This is a genomic window from Microcoleus sp. FACHB-SPT15 (genome assembly GCF_014849525.1).
GTDB lineage: Bacteria > Cyanobacteriota > Cyanobacteriia > Cyanobacteriales > Coleofasciculaceae > Symplocastrum > Symplocastrum torsivum.
Genome location: NZ_JACJNU010000065.1, coordinates 135276 through 162061, shown reverse-complemented (window position 1 = coordinate 162061; position 26786 = coordinate 135276). Strand labels below are relative to the sequence as shown.

At 46.1% G+C, this 26786-nt stretch carries 14 protein-coding genes; 5 read left to right on the top strand and 9 right to left on the bottom strand.

Features of this window, described 5'->3' with window-relative positions:
* The first annotated feature begins 330 nt into the window (after window positions 1–330).
* Window positions 331–1320 carry an aspartate carbamoyltransferase catalytic subunit gene (locus H6F98_RS28875; protein WP_192222181.1) on the top strand — a complete coding sequence of 330 codons (990 nt, stop codon included), beginning with the start codon at window positions 331–333 and terminating at the stop codon, window positions 1318–1320.
* A gap of 8 nt (window positions 1321–1328) precedes the next feature.
* Here the strand turns inward: H6F98_RS28875 and H6F98_RS28870 are convergent, their stop codons facing one another.
* Entirely contained in the window at window positions 1329–1667 is a 339-nt protein-coding gene (locus H6F98_RS28870) for a hypothetical protein (RefSeq protein ID WP_192222180.1), read from the bottom strand.
* A gap of 576 nt (window positions 1668–2243) precedes the next feature.
* On the opposite strand from H6F98_RS28870, the gene H6F98_RS28865 reads away from it, so the two are divergent.
* Entirely contained in the window at window positions 2244–3239 is a 996-nt protein-coding gene (locus tag H6F98_RS28865; protein ID WP_192222179.1) for an Hpt domain-containing protein, read from the top strand.
* Window positions 3240–3294: 55 nt separating this feature from the next.
* Here H6F98_RS28865 and hpsN read toward each other — a convergent pair whose 3' ends face one another.
* The 4 genes from hpsN to H6F98_RS28845 form a co-directional block, all read right to left on the bottom strand.
* On the bottom strand, window positions 3295–4356 hold the full coding sequence (hpsN, locus tag H6F98_RS28860) for a hormogonium polysaccharide biosynthesis glycosyltransferase HpsN (protein WP_192222178.1): 1062 nt from the start codon (window positions 4354–4356) through the stop codon (window positions 3295–3297).
* Window positions 4357–4378: 22 nt separating this feature from the next.
* The gene (gene hpsL, locus H6F98_RS28855) at window positions 4379–6040 is read right to left on the bottom strand and encodes a hormogonium polysaccharide biosynthesis protein HpsL (RefSeq protein WP_192222177.1); all 1662 of its coding nucleotides are present in this window, start codon (window positions 6038–6040) and stop codon (window positions 4379–4381) included.
* 314 nt (window positions 6041–6354) lie between these two features.
* Complete coding sequence (locus tag H6F98_RS28850; protein ID WP_192222176.1) at window positions 6355–6945, bottom strand: hypothetical protein; 591 nt, start codon at window positions 6943–6945, stop codon at window positions 6355–6357.
* Window positions 6946–7354: 409 nt separating this feature from the next.
* The gene (locus H6F98_RS28845; protein ID WP_313929963.1) at window positions 7355–7990 is read right to left on the bottom strand and encodes a GNAT family N-acetyltransferase; all 636 of its coding nucleotides are present in this window, start codon (window positions 7988–7990) and stop codon (window positions 7355–7357) included.
* 1124 nt (window positions 7991–9114) lie between these two features.
* On the opposite strand from H6F98_RS28845, the gene H6F98_RS28840 reads away from it, so the two are divergent.
* Both H6F98_RS28840 and H6F98_RS28835 read left to right on the top strand, forming a co-directional pair.
* Window positions 9115–12885 (top strand): response regulator, encoded by a 3771-nt coding sequence (locus tag H6F98_RS28840; RefSeq protein ID WP_192222174.1) that lies wholly within the window; start codon window positions 9115–9117, stop codon window positions 12883–12885.
* A gap of 109 nt (window positions 12886–12994) precedes the next feature.
* A complete protein-coding gene (locus H6F98_RS28835; RefSeq protein ID WP_192222173.1) occupies window positions 12995–13891 on the top strand; it encodes a DUF3747 domain-containing protein in 897 nt (298 codons plus the stop codon).
* 831 nt (window positions 13892–14722) lie between these two features.
* Here the strand turns inward: H6F98_RS28835 and H6F98_RS28830 are convergent.
* Both H6F98_RS28830 and H6F98_RS28825 read right to left on the bottom strand, forming a co-directional pair.
* Entirely contained in the window at window positions 14723–17287 is a 2565-nt protein-coding gene (locus H6F98_RS28830) for a DUF3769 domain-containing protein (protein ID WP_192222172.1), read from the bottom strand.
* A 121-nt stretch (window positions 17288–17408) separates the two neighbouring features.
* The gene (locus H6F98_RS28825; RefSeq protein WP_192222171.1) at window positions 17409–17525 is read right to left on the bottom strand and encodes a photosystem II reaction center protein I; all 117 of its coding nucleotides are present in this window, start codon (window positions 17523–17525) and stop codon (window positions 17409–17411) included.
* A gap of 570 nt (window positions 17526–18095) precedes the next feature.
* On the opposite strand from H6F98_RS28825, the gene glgP reads away from it, so the two are divergent.
* A complete protein-coding gene (gene glgP, locus H6F98_RS28820; RefSeq protein ID WP_192222170.1) occupies window positions 18096–20702 on the top strand; it encodes an alpha-glucan family phosphorylase in 2607 nt (868 codons plus the stop codon).
* A gap of 195 nt (window positions 20703–20897) precedes the next feature.
* Here glgP and H6F98_RS28815 read toward each other — a convergent pair whose 3' ends face one another.
* Window positions 20898–23237, bottom strand: coding sequence for a CHASE2 domain-containing protein (locus tag H6F98_RS28815; RefSeq protein ID WP_192222169.1), 2340 nt, complete (start codon window positions 23235–23237; stop codon window positions 20898–20900).
* Window positions 23238–23965: 728 nt separating this feature from the next.
* Window positions 23966–26590: a GAF domain-containing protein gene (locus H6F98_RS28810; RefSeq protein ID WP_192222168.1), complete on the bottom strand. Its 2625-nt coding sequence runs from the start codon at window positions 26588–26590 to the stop codon at window positions 23966–23968.
* Window positions 26591–26786: the final 196 nt, after the last annotated feature.

The window sequence follows — 26786 nt, the reverse complement described above, 5'->3', positions numbered from 1 at the left end:
ATAGGATGGATGCGATCGCGCCTTTTCAAAAGGTAATTCCCTTAACTCCTGTTCTGGCTGTAGTTATGCTGATTTTGTGACTAGATCAATAGGCTTGTTCACCTTGGTCTGTTTGATCTCAGTCACTTTGAAGTTAGTATCGAGATAATCCTTCAGCGGTTAGAATTCAGAATTCAGCGTTTTTCAAGCTAGGCACCATGAGCGATCGCTCACAACGAAAGAGGAAAATTCCCTCTGCCCTACCACCTACCACCTGTCTCCTCTCACCTATTTTCAAGACAGGACACAACGCTGAAATTTGACTCCTGACTCCTGACTCCTGACTTGTGCATGGCTACAACTACTTGGACTCGCCGCCATATTCTTTCCCTTGCTGATTTTGCTCCCACTGAATACGACACAGTGTTGCAAACCGCTGCTAGTTTTCGAGAGGTACTCTCACGGCGGACAAAAAAAGTACCCACGTTGCAAGGTCAGATGGTTGCTAATTTGTTTTTTGAACCCTCTACCCGCACCCGTAGCAGTTTTGAACTGGCAGCAAAGCGCTTGTCAGCAGACGTTCTTAACTTTACGCCAGGAACATCATCTCTCACGAAAGGTGAAACGATTCTCGATACCGCGAAGACGTATCTGGCAATGGGAACCGATATGATGGTGATTCGCCATCGAGAGGCAGGGGTACCGCAGGCGATCGCGTTTGAGATGGATCGACTTGGCGTTCGGGTTGGTGTCCTGAATGCAGGTGATGGTCAACACGAACATCCGTCTCAAGGGTTGCTGGATTTATTTACTATCTGTTCTCTTATAGATGTTGAACACCCTCGCTTAGAGCTACTGGTGGGTAAGAAAATTGCAATTGTTGGGGATATTCTACACTCACGAGTCGCTCGTTCTAATATTTGGAGCCTTACAGCTACAGGTGCCAAGGTACATTTAGCGGGTCCCCCGACTCTAGTGCCTCAATTGTTTGCCCAGAGTGTTACTGGTAGACCTGGAGAGTTATTTATCCACTGGGAGGTCGAACCCGCATTAAAAGATGCTGATTTTGTGATGACCTTACGCTTGCAAAAGGAACGGATGACAGCGCATCTGTTGCCAAGCTTGCGAGAATATCATCAGCGTTATGGGATTACACGCGATCGCTTAAAACTTTGCCACCCTGATGTCAAAGTTCTGCATCCAGGCCCCGTAAATCGGGGAGTAGAAATCACATCTGATTTAATGGATGATCCTCAATTTAGCTTGATTTCCCAGCAGGTAACGAGTGGTGTTGCGGTGCGGATGGCGCTGCTGTACTTAATGGGAAGCGGCAAAACTTAAATAACCGCTTAGAACTCTTGATCGGGCGCTAACAAAGAAGGAAGAGATTCGATATCTGTTTGGGGGAGCTGATCAATGTCATTATTGCTTCTAACCTTGAGAATAGGTTCTTGCTCCGAACGTTGTCTCTGACGCAGAAGAAGAATTTCTCTTTCCAGCCTCTCTTGTCCTTCTTGGAAAAAATTTTGGGATCTAGATGGAACCAAGTCACGGGACAAGCGTTGAGCTTGAGCAGGAGTTAGAGGTGATTCTGAACTTGCCGAAGCTGAGGTTGGTTGTCCGAACAGCCCTGCTGTAGATATCACACAAGCGATCGCTAAAGTTATTGTTGTAGATATTGGTTTCATCGATTAACGCCCCTGTTCCTGAATTCTCTCTTCTAGTATTTTGTGAGAACAAATAACTAAAAAGCCTCCACCCACTGGGTAGTTTTGGGATGGAACAGCTTAATGACTCACTAAAATTTGCAAGGAATGACTATCTAAAGTAATTAGCCGCACCTGATAGTCTGGGTCATCTTTTCTTCCCTTCTGCCATCTGCCTCCTGCCCTCTGCCATCTACCTTTCCTTGTCAAAAAGCTTTATTTCTGCCTGATCTAGTAGCCAGAAGGTTGCTGAATGAAGAAGACAAAATAGCTCCTTCTTGACTTCCCTCAGCCCAAAGCTGAGGTTTTTTGTTCGATATGAGAGCAAGCGCGTTGCTTTTTTCCGCTAAGTTGAAATAGCAGGGGCAATAAGGGAGGCAGAGGAGGAAAAGTTTGATTCCTTCGTTGTGCGCGATCGCGTATGGTGTCTACTCTAAAAAAAAGAGTCTTACTGGTAGAGTTGGCAATCCATTTGCTTGATCGTGTTCAGTGCTAACATCAACCAGGGTAGTCCTTGCAAGCCTGAGTACACACAACGATCTGACAGGGGAAACTGCCGTGGATGCGGGAAACCAGCAAAGAATTTTAGGCTATTTCATTGAAGAAGCTAAAGAACACTTGGAAACCCTTGAGAAAGGGCTATTAGATTTGCCCTCGGTTGTAAAAGAACCGGAGCGAGTGAATGAAATGTTTCGCGCCGCCCACTCTGTTAAAGGAGGTGCTGCAATGCTGGGCTTTGGCAGTATTCAAAAGACAGCTCATCGACTAGAGGATTCTTTCAAGATTCTCAAAGAACATCCCATTAATGTTGACCAACAACTAGAGACGTTGTTTTTGCGGGGATACGATACCCTAAAAGACTTAATTGAACAGCTACAAAGCCCGTTTGGTTTAAGGGAAGAGGAAGCCAACAAAACGGTGCAAGCCGCAGAACCCAGCTTTAGCCAGTTGCAAAGTTACCTCAATCGGCAGGTGACTGGCGCTGATGAACCTGCAACAGCAGCAAGTCCAACACCTTCACTCAAGCAAGAGAAAACTCAAGAGAAGATTTCTCCTAACTTTGCCTCCCAAGTCATGGAAATCCTCAAACAGATGTTGCAGTTGTTTAAACAACAAGACAGTCCAGCCAGTCGTCAAAAACTTCAGACACTGTGCAAGCGCCTAGTGCAACTTGAGACAGGAAATGAAGATTGGAAGCGGCTAATACAAGTTTCCTATAAAGCGATCGCCAATCCAAAAAACTCATTTCAAGCGTTAGCACCAGTGGTGATTAAGGAACTTAAAACAGCCAGTGATCAACTACAAGCAGGAAACAGTAGTGCCTTGACGTTGAGTCCAGCCTTACAGAAACTTACGGCGGCAACACCTGCCAGCGCCACCTCTAGTAAGTCACAAGAGAAACCACCCGTCACCCCACCAGCGACTACTCCTAAACAGATAACGATTACTGTAGAACCTAAATCCGCCGCTAAGGCAATTGTTCAAGCATTTGACAAGCCGCAGTTAGTACAACTCGTCAAAATCCTTGCTCAAGCCGCTCGTGCCTCATCTTAATTGGAGATTAGACACCAGGCGCTATCGCTCACAAGGAATGGCTGAAAATCCTTATTCATAAAAGCCTTCTGCCCTCTGCCCTCTGCCTTTTGCTGTAGTTAGCATCTTGTTGAGTGTAGACTTGACCCGTATCCCAAATGGATTGGATGAGAGTAGCTTGAGCGTTAAGAAAGCCCAAGATATAGAAACCAGCGCGACTGATGATTTTGATAGGAGAACCACTTTTGTAGCAAGGAGGATGCCCTAGAACGTGGCAGTCAAATAGACGACTATACAGACGTAGCTGCTCACGGACGGTAAGGTTTTTCAGCCCCATCAGGAAGTGATTGTGATAGAAAGTCAGTTGGTACTGAAGCGATCGCGTACTAATATCATGACAGCCACCTGTCTCCTCTCCCAAATGTACTAAATAGGCATCAGGGTCATACCAAATTTGGTATCCTGTGCCACGTAACCGTAGACAAAAATCCGACTCTTCCCGGACTGCGCTTCCCCGAAACCGCTCATCGAATTGCAGCCCATACTTCGTAAAAATTTCACGGCGAAAGGACATATTGCAGCCTCTTGCCGAGATGACGTGCTGGGGCTTCACAGTATGTACTAAATCAATGTAGTACCAAGCAATTCCAGCATCCATCGCCTCTGGCGGCAAATCCTCAATTTGGAATTCGGGATTAGGGGTTGAGGATTGGGAGTCAGGAAGAGGTTTGCCCACTTGCCAGTCCCCTTTTTCTGTCAGCTTCATCCGGTCAAATACTCGCCCTGCAACTGCCCCAATGTCCTCACAGTGGTAGTTACCTGCATGAGCTTTTAAACATCCTGCTGGCATTTGAACGTCATCATCAATAAATAGAACAATTTCCCCTGATGCCCGCCGTACCCCATAATTTCTTGCACCAGGTAAACTTGCCCAGTCAACACGGAACCAGAAAATTTTACCTTCGTCAGCCAGTTGCTCCAAATAGGCTTGAGTTTGAGGTTGGTGCGTTGGGGTTTGATCAACTACCAGAATTTCAAAAGCTGGATAGTCTTGCTTTAACACGTCTTCAAGGGTATCCCGCAGCGGTTCTTCTCGCCCGTAAGTAGGGATAATTACTGAAATTAAAGGGCACTGCACAGTTGTTTTGCGTTGGTAATTGTTACGAAGATAGTTTGGCAACAGTCTGCTTTCTAGATGCCTTGGTTTTTCGCTTCTTTTTCGGTTGAGGCTCATTCTCCTCTACCAATCTGAGCTTTTCCATCTCTTGGCGGTCTATTTCTGGCAACTTTAAAATTACGCCTGCAAAGAACCAGTAATAGACAGCGACTGGGTCTGTATCCAAAGGATACCAATAGGGAAAGTAACTGATAATCAGGACAAACACCCAAAAACTTGAACTAAAGCTCCTTAAGCTTTTGTCCCGGACAGAACGATACTCCTTAAACGTAATCATCGTTAAGTGCGTCACAAAAGCTAGGAATGCCAACAAACCCAAAAGACCGATTTCATAGAGGAGTTTTGGGTGGAACGTTTCAACAAGCTTTGTTTCACCAAAGATTCGAGTAGAATTCGTTGCTCGTCCTAAACCTTTTCCCAACAACCCTGGCTTTTCGTTAATTGCCCAATCAAATTGCCCCAAGATAAAGGCATGGGGGGGTGAAGCTTCCCAACGGCTGACTGTACTATCCCATCGCTCCTGAACAATTGCTGGATTAGTTGTCGCAGCAATTCCTAGCACCAGAGCGAGTCCTACCCCAATTGGTAAAAACCGTTTAAGATTCGCCACCTGTCCTGTAAGAATCAGCAAGATGGCAATGACAATTGGTACTAAGACAAGGGCAATTCTCTGACCCGAAATTACAGCGTTAATAAAGACTAATGCCATGCCGACTAAACCACCAGTTCGCCAGAAAAGGGAAGGGTCATTAAAGGCACTTGCAAATGTTAAAGCACTATTAGCAATGAGGAACCAAGCCCAGTGCCAAGGAGAAACAAATGTTCCTGGCAAGCGGATTATATCTTGTGAGGGGCTATAAACCAAAGCGCCACCGACAAAACATTTAGCCTCTAGAGTTGCTTTAAATAAATCAGCTCCAGAAAGATGATCAGTGCCAGCACATACACCTGTAACGAGCATAAAGTACTGCATTAAGCCCAGGACACAGCAAGCAATTGCCATTACTAGATGCAGTCGAGTACAAAAGAGCAAGTGCTTTTTAGTCTCAATTAGGTAGTAAGCACAGAATATTAAGGGAACATATCCAATTAAAACTTTAAGACCTAAAATGCCCTGAAAAAATGGTTTTCCCTCTTCACTGCCAGACAACTGTAAAGACCCATTGACAAAAAGCAACGTTAGGAGAGATAACCCTAAGAGAATACCCAAAGTCGTCATCAACTTTTTGGGAATTAGGATTGGTTGCTTTTTGCGCTGGCACTGCTGAATTAAGGCAATGAGGGCAGGAAGATAAAAAGCATCTTTAGCGAGTTGAAATACAGCATTTCCTCCACCTAACCAGTAGGTAACAGTACCATTAATCGGGAGATAAAAAAGAAAAAACCAAAGTGCTTGACGGGGATACTTATAAGCGAAGCCTAGACATGGGATTGCAAGGGCAGCAACACCTGCTTTTAAACCCACAACTAGACTGAGTACGATACCAAGAACCGCCGCAAGGAAGACATTGATTGTTAGGAATTGAATCAGTTCCTTACGTGCTATCTGTGCCTTCCGCTTTTTGGCTAGACGTTCCTTTAAGCTTAGAGTTGAGTCGCTATTTAAAGGTTTTTTGACTTTCTTCTTTGACTTAAGTTTTGGCATTACTTTTGTAAGTCATTTTCTGCCTTAGATGTAGCGCTCACACTGTTGCTCTCGCCAAAGTGTAGACCAGCAGACGCACTCCCATGACCATCACCAAAATTTCCACAGGTTTTAGGACTTGACAAATGCGCTCTTTCGTAGGCATGAGGTCTTTGAGAAAGCAAAACCCTCATTTGTTGCTCTGTCAGTTTTTGTACTCACAAAGCGCTTACTTGGGAATATGGGGTTAAATAATTTACAAAATTTAAAACCTGTAGAACCATCACATTGCCCTGTCCCTACCCCAGGAATTGGAGGTCAATCAATCCATGATCCTAAGTCTCAATGACATCCACACGGTCAGCCGTGTTACGCACCTTCCCAATCGTATGGGGTAAAACACCTACCAACAGCGCGAAGGCTTCATCTGGCAATTGGGCAATGGTTTCAGAGTCAAAGTAATTATCAAACTGATTGAGAATCATCTGAGCACGTTCTAAGGGCACAGACTTCTCTGTAATCTTTTTAGTCAGATTAATCCACTGCCGCCGAATCAAATAAGCTCGCTGTCGCTCATCCGGTGATTCAGGGGTAATCAACGAGAGATTCCCAACTGGCAACACTCGCTGGCAATCTAGATCAAAAACGCCTCCTACAGCTGCCCCAGGTCCTGCAAATTCAGCATGATGTCGCTTATAAAGAATTAAGCCGTTGCGACGCCGACTATTAACAATCAACAGCTGTTTGTCGTGCAGCTGTGCCAGGATTTTTGATGCCTGTGAGTCTTGAATCTGATCCTTGCGGGGGTTCAGGCTTTCCTGATTCATGCCACCATAGCCTTGAGAGTTGGCGAAACCTGTACTGCGGGCAAGCACCTCCTCTTCATAAAGAGCTGTCTGGCAACGCTGTTTATTCTCGCTATCCATCTCAACTCGTGTTGCTTAATTTCTCCGAGTAGGGAAACACCCAGACTGAAAGCACAACTGACGAACTCAATTGGGGTAAGTTCTTGAGGACGTACAAGAAGAGAGAATTAGTCTACCATCTGTTTGCAATCATCACGACAAACTTGCCTCAGCTCAGTATCATTGCTCGTCAGCTTTGTTACTCTATTTTATGGCATGTAGCTTAGGTGCATGAAAGATTGTGTTCAGTAGATTCTACTGTTAAGATTAGCCTATCCAATTGTTAAGACATTATAAAAGAGGAAGTTTTTAAAGCAATTGTAAAGCTGCAAGTGGAAACACAGACTTGCAATCTTCCTTATTCATTCAGCTCCTTTTTCTTCTTCTCTTCATTGATTCAATCCTATTTTGTATCAGATTCAACAAATTTTCACGAGTTTGGAGTAGTACTTAGGTGCTTTTGTAATAACAAGCGTTTAGGATGCCCTAAGAGCCATGCACCATAGCTAGGCTCAATCTGGTGCAGTTGATATCCAGCCTTGAGATAAAGTTGCCTTGCCTGATGGTTATTTTCCAGCACATGGAGATAGATATCTGGAAAACCCCAATCTACAGCTGTTTGCTCACAAGCCAAGAGCAATTGCTTGGCTACTCCCCGCCGCCGACACGACTTGCTCACTGCCAGGTTAGAGATGTAAGGATACTGAGAGCGACGGGGTTGCCAGGAAGAAGGAGAGCGAAGCGCAATTTCTACAGTGCCTGCTAGCTCCTCACGGGTACCACCGACACCAGACATAACAGCAAGGGCAACTAAACAGACATAGTGAGGTGCCGTTGAGCGAAGTCGATTGCGTAAATCTTCGTAAATTCCTAATCGCAACACCGGGTAAGCCCAACCCATAATCCCGCTCCGAGAGTGAAAGCTATCGGTCAACACTTCTGCCAGACTAGCTAGATCTTGAACTTGAGCTGTACGAATTGTGAAGTGGGATGCATCAGCAGCTGAGGTATCCTGACTCGCAGCAGTAGGTTGGTAGGACGTTAAGAAAGAGAAGCAGAGGTTCACAACCACAAAAATATTTGACTAGATAAAACAATTGAAAACGTTGAATACAAACAAAGTATCAAAAATTTACAAATGTCAGTAAGAAATCGCTTGAGCAACATAAGCATTCAGCCTCTAATCAACTGGAGAGGCAAAAGACTGGTGAGCCAATAGCCGAGAGTTCAAGCTTGCTGGTTTGTACTTAGCTCGGAGTCTTAGGACTAAGATTTTCCAGAAAACTCATGCGATGCATCTAAATTTTACTCTCATATCAAAAGCAGGATCTCCCATCAGCAGAGCGTTTTACAGACACTAGCTGCTGGTAGAGACACGCTATAGAAGCGACAGGCAATGCCCTGAACTAATAACCAACCCTTATGAATCTTTAGAAGGCAACAGAAGTCTGTCAGGCGATTTTACAACAACCGTGCGTTTTTCAGGGTGCCATTTTTCACCAAAGCTCCCGTCTCAATGCTTTCGGAGCGGAACAAGGATAGTATTGTACAAAGTGCATCGAATAACCAATACCCAAGACACAGCATCAAATTCCCATCGTCCGGATGGCTGAAGATCATGAAAGTATGTTTCTAACAGCCTGATTTCACTACTAGTGTAAGAAGAGCAGGGTTTATAACGGTGATCAAAGCAGTCAGCACGGGTTAGCACACCAAAACCTTAGAAGCAATTTTCTAGTGGGCAAACGTAAAGAACTAACATAGCTGCAAGTGCAGTTTTACGAGTTGGAAGGTGAGGGGTGTAAGGTTTATCTACTGTTGCTCTCACTCAAAGTGCGATCGCCGGAACTAAGCCTCACGTTTAGCGTTTGCCTAAATCACAGCAAAAGAAACCTCGCCCTTGAGCTAGAAAACAACAGATGACAATTGCTACCTCTCTCCCATCACTTTTGCCAAAGTATATAACCATACTGGAAAACAAAAATTAAGATTAATTGGGGTGCACAACCAATAACCTACAAATCCGGAGTCTCTCGGAACGAGCCAGAAAGTCTGGCATAAACCGCCTCTAAGGACTACTGACCCTAGTCGTACTGGCTCACCGAGTCAGCCATCCTAAAAAGAAGAGAATCTGTCAAAAGTGTGCAGACTGTTTTTATCCGACAAACCCTGGCAGCAGGAGAGCGGTGCATGAGATCCCAAGAAACTATTAGGCCCAAACTTCTGGTTGTCGATGACGAACCAGATAACCTTGACTTGCTCTATCGGACTTTCCATCGAGAGTACAGAGTCTTGAGAGCAGACAACGGGCCTGCTGCCTTAGAGATTTTGGCAAACGAAGGAGATGTCGCGGTAATCATCTCTGATCAGCGTATGCCATTAATGAGCGGCACTGAGTTTCTGAGTCTTACCGCGACTCAATACCCGGATATTATCCGAATTATCCTGACTGGCTACACCGATGTTGAAGACCTGGTAGAAGCCATCAACTCCGGTAAGGTATTCAAGTACGTCACTAAACCTTGGAATGCTGATGAACTTAGAGCCGTGGTGCGGCAAGCCATGGATACCCATAACGTTCTCAAGGTTCGTACAGCAGAACTGTGTCGAGCGCTTCGCCGAGAATCACTCCTCAATACTGTTACTAATACAATTCGCAACGCCCAGTATGGGGGAAGTGGTGGCTCTCCTCTACAGGAAATCCTACAACGGATTGTTGAAACAGTGGGTCATCTCATGGAGGTCGATATCTGCCTTCTGCGTCCTTTCCAAGATGAGCGATTAGTTGATCAATGGTTCGTTTACCAGAAAAATCAAGTTTCACTGCATTCTGAGAATGGAGAAAAGGAACAAGGGACTACAGATGAGGGAATCAAAAAAGAGAAAAATAGCTCATCCACATCCTCCCAACCGCCAATTCCTAATCTTCAATCTCCTTACCCCTCATCGTTAGAACAGACCGTATGGGAAACTCAGGACGTTGAAGTGATCAACGATGTCTTCACCGATGAGCGCTTTGCAGATGACAACTCAGAAATTCGACAACGTGCGATCGCTTATCAGCAAGCAGATATCCGCTCAAGCTTAGTGGTACCCCTGATTAGTCAACAGAAGTTGGTGGCGGTGCTAGCCTTGCATCAATGCGGGGAGCCTTATTTTTGGCAAAATGACGAAATACAGTTAGTGGTCATGGTTGCCGATCAAGCCGCTCTCGCCCTTTCCCAAGCACGAGCCTATGAGCAACTTCGCGCTTTGGCAACTCGACAGGCACTTGTCAACACCATCACAACAGCGATTCGCTCAACACTAGATCCGCAAAAAATCTTCACGGCAATTACTCAAGGATTAGGACAAGCACTACAGGTTGACGGCTGTGCCCTTTCTCTATGGCGAGAAGAGGATGAGTTTGTTCAATGTGTTGGCTTGTATGACGGAAAATCAGCACAAGTCTTAGGAACTGAGCCAGATGGAGAAATCCAAAGATGGGCAGATGATCCCACCAGTGAAAACGGTATTCCTTGGGTACACGCAGCACTAACCTCAGAAAAAAGCCGAGAGAATAATCACTCTGCCCCCTTTTCTCCCGATCATCCCATTCCTTCAGGTCAATTGCCTCAGTCGATTGTTCCCATTGCTGGGAATCCAGTATTACAGCAGCTTGTGACTACGCAGCAGCCAGTGGTGATCAATGACTTGGCACTCTCTCCAGAAATGAATGGATTTGACCTACCCCTGCGGCAGCCAGCACGGGCACTATTAGTGGTACCGTTGCTTTCCGATAGCGATAGTATTAGTGCTAGCGATAGTGCTTATGATGTGGTATCAACACCAGGAACGTCGGGACGAGGCTTGGGCAAAATTATTGGTAGCATTACGCTGCGCCAAATCTACAAACCTCGCCAGTGGCTCTCGTCAGAAATTGATTTAGCACAAGCCGTTGCTGCTCAAGCCGCGATCGCAGTTCAACAGTCACGACTCTATCAGAAAACTCGTCAGCAAGCAGAGCGGTTGCTGGAATTAGACCGACAGAAGACGGAGTTTTTCCAAAATGTTTCCCACGAATTCCGGACACCTCTAACCTTGATGATTGGTCCTCTAGAGTCCGTTGTGGAGCAACACAAAGATTTACCCTACGAACAAAGTGCGATCGCTCTACGGAATTCTCGACGTTTATTGCGGTTAGTTAATCAGTTACTTGATATCCAGCGACTCGATGCAGGTCGGATGCAAGCCAGCTTCCGTCCCTGTAACTTAGTCAAATTTGTTAACCAAATTGTTGAAACCTTTCGACCCTATTGTGAGAGAAAAAACATATCTATCTCGACCCAACTAACACCTTGTGGGTCAGTTTATCTAGATATGGAAAAATTTGACAAGGTGCTTTATAACCTGCTGTCAAATGCCATGAAATTTACCAATGCTGGCGGAAGTATCACTCTTAAGGTAGAACCCGCAGGTGACCATGTACGGATGCAGGTTATAGACACAGGCATTGGTATTCGTAAAGAACAAATTCCTCACTTGTTTGAGCGCTTCCGACAGGCAGAAGGGTCACTGAATCGAAGTCATGAAGGCAGTGGTTTGGGACTTGCCTTGGTGAAAGAACTGGTGGAACTTCACGGAGGTCAAATTTCTGTAGAATCGGTTTACTCAGAAGGCACGACTTTCACGGTTTGGTTACAGACAGGTACATCCCACCTGCCACTGGAGCAAGTACTGGAAGTCCCCATAGAAATTCAGTCTAGTCGCGCTGCTGTAGAATTAGCTGATCTAGAACCTGAATTACTTTTTCAAGATGAAGGAAACCAGAGCCTGAGTCAGGAGGGGGAAACTGGACAAGAACTCACCCGATCTTCTTCATCCCCAATCTCGAATCGCCAAGCAAGCATCTTGGTAGTAGACGATAACGCAGATTTACGGAACTATGTATCTCGCATCCTACGTCAAACGGGTTATCAAGTTTGGCTGGCTCACAATGGGGATGAAGGATTCCGGATGACCCAGGAGCATCGTCCTCGCCTGATAATTACGGATTTGATGATGCCTGTAGTATCAGGATTAGATTTAATTCGCCTAATTCGTGGCTCAGAGGAGTTGAGAGGCACCCCGATTATCCTACTCACCGCGAGAGCTGATGAAGCAACACGAATTGAGGGTACAGAAGAGGGAGCGGATGCTTATCTCTCTAAACCCTTCAACGACCGGGAATTGTTGGCAGAAGTCCGGAATTTGCTAGCACTTCAGAAAAATGAGCAACGAGTGATTGAACTGAATACTTATCTAACAGACTCAGTGCTAAGACGCTTCTTACCACCTGCAATGGTGGAGAAAGCGGCGAGGGGTGAACTATCGCTGGATTTGCGTCCGGAACCTCGCCTAATCACGACGTTATTTAGTGATATTGTTGGCTTTACCAAGTTAGCGAACACCTTGCGATCGCGTCGTGTCGCTGAGTTGCTTAATGAGTACCTAGAATCTATGACTCATGCCGTGTTTGATAATGGCGGCACCGTTGATAAGTTCATGGGAGATGGAATCTTAGCAATTTTCGGTGCCCCAGAGGAACTAACTCCCAATGAGCAGGTCCGACGGGCAATTGGAGCAGCGCGGCAAATGCTTCGTTCCTTAGATCAGCTCAACGAACGCTGGCAAGCACAAGGAATTGTTGGTGGAAATGGTCCTCCACCCGTGCAATTTCGTTGTGGGATTCATCAGGGAACGGCTGTCGTAGGAATGTTCGGAGGCGAAGAACGGTCAGACTATACAGCGATTGGTCCTTCTGTGAATATTGCCTCACGCCTGCAAGAAGCCGCCAAACCGAATTCTATTCTTGTCTCAGCTGCTGTGGCAGATTATCTAGAAGATGACGCAATCACTAGGTTCAGTCCTCTTGAACTCAAGGGTGTTGATGAGACTGTTCTTACTTTTTTGGTTAAAGCGCTCCCAAACGATTCTCCCTAAATTTTGATTTCTACATAGAACTCTAAGGTGGAAAATCTCAAAAAAAGGGAGCTAAATTGCTCGCTAAGCGTCTACTTAAACTACAAGAATTAGTCTAATTGCTTGAATCATGAATACTTTACGATGGCTCCAAGTCGCTGCACTCACTACAGCTTCATTCTTAAGCGTAGGGGCATTGAATCCGACAACGGCTGCCACCTTTGACAACATAGAACTCGACCAAAATAATCTCATTGCTGTAGCCGCCCCTTACGGCGAAAACAAAAATCAGCTCTTAATCATCGAGCAAATCTCAAACAAACAGCCCTGCTGGAGTGAAAGCGGCAGTAACCCAGTCAGTGTAGATCCTCTTCTTTTGAATTTTAACTTCACTGGCATATGCGATCGCAAAACAGATAGCAACGGCTATTCGATCCGCATGAATGGGGAAGATATGGGCTTACAGTACCTCATTAGGCTTGTTGAGCGTAACGGAGAATTGCTGCTGGTTGGCACTCACCGTACAGACCGTAAAGCTCCAGAGATTGAAATTGGCAGAACAATGGGTCTAGGTGATGGCTTTGAGAAAATTTTTCTCAATCCAGGTTGGCGGTTTACAAAGAGAACCTACCAAGGAAAAACCTTAGGTCACGTCTATCTCACCAATGATTCAGCCACTCCCTATACTCGCGAGTCTAATCCCAACCCTTCCAACCCTCAAGCGCTACCCCCCAGTCCTCAACCTCTACCATCAGACCCGATATCGGAACCTGTAAGGGAATTAATTTTCACCAAGCCACAAGCTGGAACAACTCCTCCTGGAGTAGGTAGTCCTGCCACCAGACCACAACCTCTACCGCCTGCACCTGCTCAAGGCTCCGGAACCCCTGTGTTCGTGGTACCCACAACATCACAACAAGCTGAGCCAGTTGTTCCAGGAGATACGCCTACCACTAGCCCTCAAACCCTACCCCCTCCACCTTCTCAAGAACCAACAATTCCAGTATTTGTTGTGCCAACAAACTGAATTTTTGATCTATCTCTACAGGTTCTAGTGCCGTCTACATCACGTTATGTAGACGGTGCGTAATGCCGATAACGAAGGAAGGAACATCTTTCTCTCCTAACACCTTGGAGCCTGGTGCATTGCTCAAACGCACTACAAATCGCGCAAAGACGACGAAATTTGTTCAAGGGTGCATAAACCTCCAAAAAAGCGCGATAGTACTACAGAGAATAGCGATTGACTTTTGCAAGAAACTTGATAAGCTTCGTCTTCAACGAAGGGATAAAAGTTTCTTCTAACTCTCCTGCACATTCCAGATACATTGCTCAACAATGAATGCAAAGCACAGTGGTTTTAAAGTCAGATTTCCTCTCTGGCAATATCTCAACCAGCCGCTTTTTAGTTCCACTTGTAAAACAGTTCTGAATCCATTTCTGTTTTGGTATCTCTACAGAATTCAGCTACTAGAACACTGTTGGATTCAAGACTATATTCAGCTATTAGAGCGCTGTTGGACTAAAGATTTTAAATCAAAAAGGGACTTGAAAAAAGATAATCTTAATGAACAAGAACCTGTTGATTACTAAACTTTAGAGAATCCCTACTTAACGAATTCGTTGATAGAGTTAGAGCCGTCGCTAAGGCTACTCTTGACTCTCGCCAACTACTGAAACCTTGACCCGTCAATATGCATGTCTTCTGCCTTCTGCCTTCTGCCTTCTACCCTCTGCCTTTTGCTATAGATTGTTTGTCAGTAGTCAGTGGTGAATAATCCAAAAAAACTGACTACTGGCAACTGACACGAGTCAGAAACTGGAAAAGCCCAAGAGTATTTTTTATACGATGCCTAAGTTAGCGGGTGACTCCTTGTACAACAGGGCGAACGTCTGCACCGCTAAATGAACCTGGATTACCTGTCCAGTTAAAGTCGTTAATCCGTAGGCTAAGGGAACCAAGTCCTAAAACTGGGTTAAAACGCAGGAGGACGTTGTAAGTGCGACGGCTATATTCTAAAAAGTAGTCTGTACTGATTTGTTCATTGTTGTCTAAGCTGATTGATGTCTGAAAACCTGCTCGGAATGGACCGTAGATCTGTTGGTTGATGCCTCCGGAAAGTACGCTAGTATCAGCATCTCGGTCAAAGAGGAATGGTGATAAGCCACTACGCACAACCTGGGAGTAGCTGATATTAAAGCCTGTGTAGTCTAGAAAAGGCTTGGAAAAATGTCCAATTTGCCCGACTAGTCCAATGGTTCCACTGAGGGATTCCTGCGTCTCACCGTTGCTATAGGCACTAACCACACCTGTGAGGTCTGTACCCAGTGACAAGTAGGGAACTACAGGTGCTGGGGTGTATCTTAATCCTTCTGTGGGAGTAGCGGGTAAGCCTTCACCCTGCCAAAGCAAAAAACCCTTACTCAAGGAGACAACACCTTGATAGCGTCCCAAGCTGACTCGGTTGTTTTCCCGAATTGGTTCGAGCAAGTCTAGTCGGTCAGTGTCAGCATTGATATACTGAGCGCCTACCTGATACGACAGGTTAACACCCGTGTTGCCCACCGGGATGTTAGGCGAAGAGAGGACGGCACCTAGGCTACTTTGAACAGTTTGCTCACCAAGGGTGCCATTGAAGAGGCGATTGCGATAGCTGTATTCCAGACTTAAGGTATGAGGGAGATTAATAATGTCAATCCCCTGTTGTAGTCGAACACTGGCGCGGAGTTCATCTTCTAACTCACCTAGATCGAAACTGGTCAGAATCCCTGTTCCTACAACAGTTGTCCGAGGACTCAGAGTTGCGTTAACTCGCGCTCTCACACCAAAGACAGAAGGGTCAATGACACCCTCTTCAAAGACTGCTTTCTGAAGAAAGTACTGTGGCGTAACATTAAATCGCACGGCTGGAGTGTTGACAATCTCAAAAGTACGCTCCACAAACAAGCCACCACGATCTTCGCTATCAAACCCAAAGTTAAATAAAGCGGGTTCCCGTTCACGACGGTCAATCACAACACGATTGCGGAATGTTGGTAGCTCTAAGCCCTGATCAAATACCAAGCGGGGTCGGGAAGCAACAATTTCATCCACCAACGGTTCAACCCGCCTAAATCGTGCTGTATCTGCCCGTAACTCTAATTCTGGCGGTGAGAAGGGGTCGTTGGTAATCCGGACATTCGTGGCGATCGCTTCTGAACCCTCGAAGTCAACTCGGTCGGCAATATAACGGAACTGGGTTAGGGTTCCTCCCGTTTGTGGTGCTGCCACGTTGCTGATTTCACTGCCTGCGCCAACTGAGAAGGAGTAACCCTGTAGATTGGTGATTCCCCCTAGGGGTTGGTTGCTCGTAATGCGATCGCTTACAGGGCGGTTAACTACAGTACCAGTACTGCCATCAGTCGGGGCAAAAATGTCAAAATCGGTACCTGATGTCGGTGTATACAGTTCGCCACTAGCATTTAGGATGACACCACTATCTTGAACAAAATAATACTCAAACCGTTCACCCCGTAGTACCTGCTCTCCTCTTGTGAGAGCAACATTACCCTCAGCAACAATAATGCGATTTGGCAGATTGACTTCAACACGATCAGCATCGAGTAAGGCTTCCCGAAACCGTAAGATGACATTACCCGTTGCTGTAATGACTTGTCGCTGTTCATCATACTCCTGCTGATCTGCTGTCAGTTCAATCACACCACCTGTGCCAAAGGGTGTAGTTGGCGTGGTAGTCGCATCAGGACTTGCAGGAAGTGGAGGAGGTGCCTCATCTTCAACCTCATCCTCACCCTCATCTGGTGCTGGTGTAACGTCCTCATTGGGCGAGGGTTGAGTCTCTGTCTCTGTAGGCACAGTAAACTCAAATTCTCTAACTAATCCACCACGTTCTTGAGTGATCAGACGCTTAACCTTTGGGGCAACTTCGTAGGTATTAGACGTTGTGTCTGATGGTGTCAGGGAAGTCGTTGTAGACGGACGCTCACTAGCTAGGTTAGAAGCATTGGAGTCCGTCGTTACTACGTTAGGAGCCTCCGACGTTAGGATAGAAGAATTTTCTTCCGCTTCGCCATGCTCTAAGGATGGTGAGGCAGTTAGGAGTTGGTTGGTTAACTGAGAAGCTGGGACAGAACTCTCCCTAACTTGTGCTTGTCCACTTGGCTCAACGGCTACAGGTAGTGAGGAATGATTGGCAGAAATCCGAGAACCCAGCAAGCTAGCACTTCTTTCAACCCTCAATGAACTCGACTCTGGTGCGAATGTTTCTGGGGGGGTTGGTGTAGCGAGTACCCCTGCTGGAAGTGTTCGGCTTGGTAGCGTTGCCGAGGGTTCAAGGGAGAACTTATTAAGTTGTACTTCATCCTCAAAGGTGACGAATTCAATAATTGCAGGTATTTCAGGTGGCTGAACTGGTTGAGGCATCTTTCAACAGTAAGGAGTCGAAGGGACAGATCTGAGACGTGCCCTTTTCCCCGCACTGAAACTCTTCAGGGCGAGGCACGCCTCGCCCTTCAATAAACTAAAGGATGAAGCGAACGCTAGTTTACTCTAAATCCCGTCGCTTAGGGTTACGAGATGGATCGTTTGACAAAAAGCCAAACACGAATAAGCCAACAAAGATACTAACAACGATATAGACAACAATTTTGAGGGTCAGCATAGTGGTATCTCCCAAAGTTATGAAGAGCTGAATGTCTTATGCATTACAAAATGCAACAACTTTCATAATCATACCGAAAGGTGGTTGCCTTTTTGGCTTAGAGAGTACGCCAAGACCAACAAAACCTCAAAAAATGCTGGTTGCTGTATCCACTAGACTAATACTGGCTATGACGTACCAATGTTCCAAGACGTTCCAGACGAACTATAGGCTGTAATCAAGGTAAAGTCGCTATTTGACCCCATCCATTAGCAGCCTGTGTTAAAGACAAAGTAAGAGGGGGCAACCGAGAATTCTTTCTTAGCCTACAAATTTTCGATAAGTCTCTCGCTGGCAAACCCCTGGAATGTATGTAATTGCTCAAGGAAACCGACTAAGGCGATCGCGCCTTGTTTCACTCCTAAAACTCATCTCTCCTTAACCCCTAGCCAAGGCACATATAGCTATCGGCAACAGTACCATTCTAAGGTTTGTCGCAATTGTTAACTAAAACAGTATTAAATGTATCCCACTTTCGGCAGAAGTAGGTACACAATATAATCCGTGTAAGACTTGGAATTTTGTCGCTCTATGCAGCCGATTCGTACCTTCAACGTCTCTCCCTTTTTGCCCGATCAGCTCCAACCTTTACGGAAGCTGGCTTACAACCTGCATTGGGATTGGAACGTCGAAACTAAAGATTTATTCCGACGCCTAGACCGCGACCTATGGGAGTCCAGCCGTCATAACCCTGTGTTAATGCTGGGAACAATTAGCCAAGCACGGCTCCAGGAAGTGGCTGAAGACGAGGGCTTTCTTGCCCAAATGGAACGAGCCTCCAGACAATTAGACGAGTATCTCAAAGAAAGGACGTGGTATCGCAAGCAGCGTGGGTTAGGCAGCAGTCAATCGGTAGCCTCAGGTGAGACACAAGAGGTCAATGGCAAACCTCAAGAATGCTTCGCCTATTTCTGTGCTGAGTTTGGTCTAGTCGATTGCTTACCCATCTACTCCGGTGGCTTGGGCGTTCTTGCAGGTGACCATCTTAAATCAGCATCTGACTTGGGTTTGCCCCTAGTAGCAGTTGGCTTGCTCTACCAAGAAGGCTATTTTGCCCAGTACCTCAATGCTGATGGCTGGCAGCAGGAACGCTACCCGATTAATGACTTCTACAATATGCCGCTGCATCTGGAGCGCAATCCTGATGGTTCAGAGCTACGGATTGAGGTAGATTATCCAGGTCGGACGGTTTATGCCCGCATCTGGCGTGTACAAGTGGGAACGGTTCCCTTGTATCTACTTGACACAAATATTGAACCTAACAATCCCTATGATCACGACATCACTGACCACTTGTATGGCGGTGACTTGGATATGCGGATTCATCAGGAAATGATGCTGGGGATTGGGGGTGTTCGCGCCCTGCAAGCTTTAGGAATCAAACCGACGGTCTATCACCTCAATGAAGGTCACTCGGCATTCTTGATTCTAGAGCGCATCCGCAAGCTAATTCAGGACGAGGGTTTGAGCTTTGCAGAAGCTAAACAGGTAGCACAAGCTACGCAGCTTTTCACCACTCATACGCCTGTCTCGGCAGGGTTTGACCTGTTCCCTCCAGATAAGGCGATGTACTACGTTGGACACTACGCCAACATCTTTGGCTTATCGAGAGAGGAATTCTTAGCACTGGGGCGAGAAGATATTAGTAACTTGGCATCGCCCTTCAGCATGGCAGCACTAGCGATCAAGACCGCTAGCTTTATCAACGGGGTTAGCCAGTTACATGGGGAAGTGTCGCGGGTGATGTTCCAAGGGCTGTGGGAGAACCTACCCTTGGTAGAAGTGCCGATTACCGCGATTACGAATGGAGTCCATGCTCGTAGCGTGGTAGCGAAGCCCAACCAAGAGCTTTATGACCGCTATTTAGGTCCTAGCTGGTCAGAGAAAGGTGCTGAAGACCCGTTGTGGGATCGGGTTGCCTCAATTCCTGATGAGGAGTTGTGGCGCAATCACGAGCGTTGTCGCTCAGAGATGGTTGTGTATGTGCGGGAACACTTACAGAAGCACCTACGCGATCGCGGTGCAAGTCCAGCCGAAGTTGCTCACGCTCAAGAAGTCCTTGACCCTGGTGTCTTGACAATTGGCTTTGCCCGTCGCTTTGCCACTTACAAGCGGGCGAACTTGTTCATGCGGGACATAGAACGGATTAAGAAAATCATGCGGGCCAATAAAGATCGGCAATTACAGTTTGTGATTGCTGGCAAAGCCCATCCCAAGGATATGCCGGGGAAAGATTTAATCCGTCAAATCATTCACCAAATCCGAGAAGCAGGAATTGGTGACCAGGTGGTTTTTGTACCGGACTACGATATCTATCTGGCGCGGTTCATGGTTGCGGGTTGTGATATCTGGTTGAACACACCTCGCCGTCCCAGAGAGGCATCGGGAACCTCTGGCATGAAGGCATCAATGAATGGTCTGCCGAATGTCAGTATTCTAGATGGCTGGTGGGATGAGGCGGATTATGTCCGTACAGGTTGGCCGATCGGTCATGGGGAAACCTATGATGACCCTGATTATGAGGATGAGGTGGAAGCGAACGCTCTCTACGACTTGCTAGAGAAGGAAGTTGTCCCCTTGTTCTATAATCGCGATAGTGAAGAGATTCCCAGAGGCTGGGTGGCGAAGATGAAAGATGCCATCAAGCTAAACACGCCGTACTTCAACACAGCAAGGATGCTCAGGGATTACTCAGTGCGTGGGTATTTCCCAGCAAGCGATCGCTACTTTACAATGACGACTAATGCCTATACACCTGCGAAGGAATTAGCGAGTTGGAAGCGACGGCTATTTGAACGCTGGTACGACATCAAGATTGAAGATGTTGACATCACTGCACCACCTGAATTGATGGTTAATCAAGCAGTCGCTGTCAAAACCTTGATTAATTTAGCCGGACTAACCCCTGATGATATCCAAGTGGAACTCTACCAAGGTTCTGTCAATGCCGATGGACAGATTGTTAACGGGTTGCCAACTGTGATGAATTATCAAGGTACTGATGAACATCAACGGAGTATTTATACAGCCGATGTCATCTACAGTAGCAGTGGTTTACAAGGTCTATCTTTACGGGTGTTGCCTAAACATGAAAATCTCTCCAGCCCCTATGAGCCAGGTTTAGTACTCTGGGCATAGGTCGCTAACGCTTTGTTGACTGTTGATCGCTTTCAGGTCAACAGTCAACAGAAACGAGTTATAGCAGAAAGCTGTTAGCTATCAGCCATCAGCTTTTTTGTTTTCCTGACTCCAGCGCTGTTTCAAAGCTTTTGGCTGTACCTCATTTAACTGAGAACTGCTATAACAAACTTTCTAATTTAAAGATTTAGCACCCTAATAGCGAAGCGTCTTTAAATCCTCTATTACCGCTGTAGCAGAGTTGTATCTTGCAACAAAGTTGTAGCGCACCATCTTCTCTAAAATCTGGGCAAATTCATCACTAACATTTGCTAAATGCCGCCAACTTACATCGCCTGTTTCCTGGGAAATTGGCAATTGGTAAGTTGCAATACCTGTAAGAGCTTGAATTCCAATCATGCCTAGTGCATAAATATCACTACTAAAATTTGGGTGCCCAGCATATTGCTCTGGTGGCGCGTAACCGCGTGTACCAATGGCAACTGTTTCTCCCTCTTGTTGCGGTTGAATATGCTTCACCGCCCCAAAGTCAATTAAAACAAGTTGACCGTCAGTTTTGCGACGCATAATGTTACCGGGTTTGATATCCCGGTGAATCACACTATGCTCGTGGACAAAAGTAAGAATTTTTAAGACTCCCTTGACTAATTCCACAACATGTGGCTCCGGGAGTCTCTTGTCCACTGGCATTTCCTCAGTAATCGGTTCGCCTTCAATATATTCTTGGACTAAGTAGAACTCGTTGTTCTCTACAAAATAAGCCAACAGTTGCGGAATTTGAGGATGAGTACCCAACTTTTCTAAAATTTCTGCCTCAGTTGCAAATAGGCGTCTGGCAACTTCGAGAAACCGCGCATCTTGACGAGCTGGTCTCAACTGCTTAACTACACATTGAGGGCTACCGGGTCGCTGGGTATCGTTAGCAATATAGGTCAAACCAAATCCACCAGAAGCCAAAACTCGGCTTTTTTCGTAGCGTCCTTGTAGCAGATGAGTAGTTCTTGGACGTGGTGCTATTGGCTTATCAACGGTCGCTCCATTCCCTTGAGTCCAAACCGCCGTGTCACCTGTATCTTCATCTGGCGGTAGTGCTGTTGTTTCGGTCAGCGACTCATCTGGTTCAGTTGTGGGAAGAGTAGGCGCTCTCTCCTTCAAGAGCGCTTCCAAAAGTGCGATATTCTCTTTCTGTTCCTGAGCTTTCTTTGCACTCTCTTCGAGTTCTTGGTGACGCTGGTAAGCACTGTAAGCGAGAACGCTCGTACCAGATGCAATTAACCCTAGGATAGGAGCAACGACGGGTATCCATCCCGATTCAAAAAATAGTAGTATCGATGTTCCCAGTAAAAGACCAAGCGCCCCCAGCTCTACCAACACTAACCGTCCAGGGTGACGGATGACGAGTACTAGAACACCGCCAACTAGTGACCAGCCAAAAATCCACAAGCCTTCTACCCAATCAGACCAAAACCAGAATAGAGGTCGCCCATCGAGTACGGCACTCAGAAGTTGACTGACGATTTGTCCATGCACGACAACTCCTGGCATTTTCCGTAGGAGTCGCTCTTGGGAACTGTATGGCGTGAAAAAGGCATCATCAATACTGGGTGCAGTCACTCCGATAAGGACAATACGGTTTTTCACCCAGCTAGCATCAATTCGATTGTTCAGAACGTCAGTTAAAGTAACGCTCTGAGCTAGGGAGTTAGTATTAGAAGAACGATAATTTAATAAAATTTGGTAGCCACCAGAATCCGCATTTTGGTAGCCACCATCGGTAGGTGATAGCTTTTTGAAGACGATGTTGCCAAACTTTAGCTGCGGCTCCTTGTCCTTGGTCAGTTCGGGTTGAATTCCCTTTGTCTCTAGGTATTTTTGAGCTAGCTGAAAGCTGAAGGAAGATGGACTACTACAGCGAGAGGAATCGGGGGGTTCGAGAAATAATAGCCCCCGTCGGACAATGCCATTCGGATCGATCGCAATATCGGCAAAGCCAACACGCTCTACAGGAACTGAGGGAGGAGGAGGAGTACCTGGAGTTTCAGCATCACTGATTTTACAGACAGGGATGATGCGATCGCTCTTTTGTAGTTTGGCAGATAACTCGGCATTTCCAGGTTGCTGCGGGAAATCTCGATAGATATCCAAGCCAATGACCGCTGGTTCATATTGCTCCAACTTGGTCAGAAGCTGATTCACTACGGCATCAGTCAACGGCCACTTCTCCTGAGACTGAATATCCGCTTCAGTAATCGTCACGACTAGGAGGCGTGGGTCTGGTGGTAAGGCTGGTCGTAACTGTAGCAGCCGATCATATGCGCTGAGTTCCCAAGGCTCTAGCCAGCTTTGGTACCGAGCAAAAAGCAATAAGCCCGTAACGGTCAGACTTGCTAGCAATGCTGGATGACCCAACCAAGAACTACTAAGGCGCTTTACCTGCGACCATGCTGTAGAAAGCTTTGTCCGAACGTTGCCTTGATGCTTCACTGGAGCTTTGAGTTCTGAGGTTTGAGTTAAGTCCCCACTCGTTACTTTCACGTATCTGACCACTCACAACTAAATAACAAAAATTGGCAAGAACTGTCCTCAGTACCACGTTACTACAGCAATTAGATACGTTACGGCTTCCCCAGGCAATGATCTGGCTCACATAGCTCCCTGACTTTTCCTTACTGCTGTAGACTACGTTAGTTATTTTTGGGTTTCACCCTAGGGTACGTCCGCCTTGGACAGACTAAACGTTGCTGTTAACAGATAAATCTCGGTAGATGGCCAGACTTCTCAGATTTGCAACCCAACCCACCTCTTCGGTTAGATGCCTCCTAACCAACGTTCGCATGAGTAGATGACAGTGGCTGGACAATACAAACGTTCAAAAAGATATACCTTAGCTTTTCTCTCTGGTTAGCAAAAGCTCGCTAATCCTAAAACTGGCATTTTAATGAGTAATCTATACCAATATAGAAGCTGCAATCGAATCTGGGGCGCTTTTTGATAATTAATTGATCTCATGCTTCATGTTTATGCCTGAGTTTCTGGCAATCGCGATCGCGTTTAATTTACTAGCCCAAAAGCCCACCGAAGCGGGCTTTAACAGACACGAGAGGGAAGTCACCCTGACGCGAAGCGACTAGGGAATGAGAGCAAAACAATATATCAACGAAGCTAGCCACTCAATTCTGCCTTGCTCCCCGTCGGCGTTAGCGTCTACAGTTAACAAAAAGTTACGCTTATTCAATATTAAATTTAAATGCCGCTCAGCTTACTTACTTCTCTGTCAAAGTCCAAGCACCATCCCAACTATCCGGTGGGGGTGTTTTGAGCCAGTGCTGACAACGTGCTAGGTGCATATCAGCAGGTTTATCATTGGGGTCAAATTTCAGCACTTGAGCAAACTCACCAATCGCAAAGGCAAAGTCGCGATTGAGATAAAGCTCACGCCCTTTGTGATAGTGTTCAATCACCATTTGCTTCTGATCAGAGATCGGGTCAGAGCTTAGCCCAATTAGTTCATAAATCGATACAGGTTGGGTTTTGCCCTTCACCACAATTTTGTCAAGTTCGCGCACCAATATCTGGTTAGCACAGGGTTTATAGGTAGATTCGCTAATAATGATGTCACAGCCGTATTGCTTGCTGGCACTTTCGAGACGAGAACCCAAATTCACCCCGTCACCAATCGCTGTAAACTCCATCCGTTTACTAGAACCAATATTGCCGCTAATCACACTGTCTGAGTTAATGCCAATGCCAATTCGGATTGGTATCTTGTTGTCAGCGAGGCGACGGTTATTAAAGTCCAGGAGGCGATAGCGCATTTCTAAGGACGTTTGCACGGCTCTCCACGCATGGTCTTTGAGCGGTAGGGGTGAGCCAAAAACCGCCATAATTGCATCACCAATGTACTTGTCAAGGGTGCCTTTGTATTTAAAAATTGCCTCAACCATTGACTCAAAATACTCGTTGAGCATTCCCACCACTTCTTCGGCTTCTAGGCTTTCCGTTAAAGCGGTGTAGCTGCGAATATCAGAGAATAAAATTGAAACTTCTTTGCGATCGCCTCCTAGTTTGGCATCATCTAGCCTCAGCAATTCTTCTGCTAGCTCTTGGGTCATGTAGCGATACATTGTACTCTTGAGCCGCTTCTCATCACTGATGTCTTCCATGACTACCAAAGCCCCTCGGACTTTAGTATTGTCAGCGGCATCGGCGATCGTGTTTAGCGATAAGTTAACACTCCGTTGTTGCTCATTTCCTCTCGATAACAACGTTTGATCAGGATAGTATTGCTGACGTGTTCTAGGGTCTTTTCCAAGTAAAGCGTTATTGAACCATTGAACAAACTTATTGTCATCTTTTTTGTCTTTGTCCTCAATTCGGAGAATTTCACTAATCAGTTCTCCTTCTAGCCGGACTCGTTCATCTAAGCCTAGTAATTCCTTCGCGCTCTCATTTACCGCAATAATCTTCCCTTCTTTATCTGTAGAGATTACCCCATCAGAGAGACTGCGTAAGATATCACGCTGCATTTGCTCCTGTTGTTTCACCGTATCGAACAACTTCGCATTTTGCAGGGCGACACCTGCTTGAATATTAAACGCCTCCATGAACTCTTGATCAGTCCGATTGAAGCTTGCTCTCCAGCACTCTGGGGCTTCCGGCCAGCTAGCAGGGTCATATTCTGGAAATTCACCCTGCTTCTTTTTGTTGATTAGTTGTGTCACACCAATCAACTCTGTATCAGCATTAAACACTGGCATACACAACATACTGCAAGTACGATAGTGCGTTTTTGGATCAGTTTGCTTGGAGGTTTCTGAATTGGGGTGATTATACAAATCAAAGCCAATATTGATTGGCTCTCTTGTAAGCGCCACTTGACCTGCAAAGGAGTTCATATCAAGTGGGAGGCGGAGTTCTTTTAAAGTGCCTTCAATCGGAATTTTTGTCCATAGATCATTGCGATCATGGTCAATTAGCCACAGCGTACTGCGATGAGCATTCATCAGTTGCTTCGCCTCATCCATAACCTTGTTAAGGGTTTCTTGCAGATCCAGGCTACTTTTGCTGAGTGAGTTCGTTGCCGATATAAGAGCTTGAGCGGCTTGTTGTCTTTGGGTTGCTCGTCGCAGCGATCGCGACGACTCCATAATCAGTTGAATCGAAGGGGCAAAGTCCTCAAAAACCCTTTCATCTTCAGTTGTGAAACCATTTCGCTCAATTTTTTCTTCCAGGGGAGCGTTCGGGTTGAGAGTCGGCTTTAATTTATTGAGTAGTTGGACAACGGCAACTAAATCTCCGTGCTCGTTTAACAGAGGTAGAGCCAACATTGTATAGGTACGATATCCAGTTCTCTCGTATTGCTCTTTAGCTCCAGCCGAGCGCGGATCATCAAAAAGATCGTAGGGAATATTAATAACTTGCTTAGTGGTCGCCACATCAGCGGCAATACTACCGTGATCGGCTGGAATACGAATTTCTAAAGAACCGCCCCCCTTGTCTTTGGCAACAATCGACCAAAGCTCATTCCTGTCTTCATCCTTTACAAAAATAGTTGTGCGATCGGCACCCAAGAGTTCCCCTGTTTTTGCGGCGATAGAACGCAGCATTTCATCAAGGATGGCATCAAAACCCTGTGCATCCAGCAAGCTATCCAGCATGGACAGAGTTTGATTGACAACTCCAAGCTTGCCTTCTACTTCCGTGACGACTTGTCTGAACGTATCCTGAGTTAAGGGAGCAAGAAAGGCAGAAAACGTTCCCTTGGTTGTGGTTAAGGCACTGGCAGAGGATTGCTGTTGTTCGTGCCCACTCTGGTCTTCGGACTCGACGGAAATATCAATAGTCTCACGATAATCCAAACCAGACGGACGGGAAGATGCAGCTTTCATATCTCTATTTGGGGTTCAGAGAACTTTTCTGGCACACGCAGAATAATATTTTATAGATTTATTACTAAGACTTACTGTGCCTTGTGAGCCAATTCTAGACTATATCCTCTTGGGTAGTATAAGAGAACGAAAACTCATGAGAGTCTAAGGATTGGGCGTTGACAACTAGTAGTCTGTTTTGTGAATTGGGGTAAAT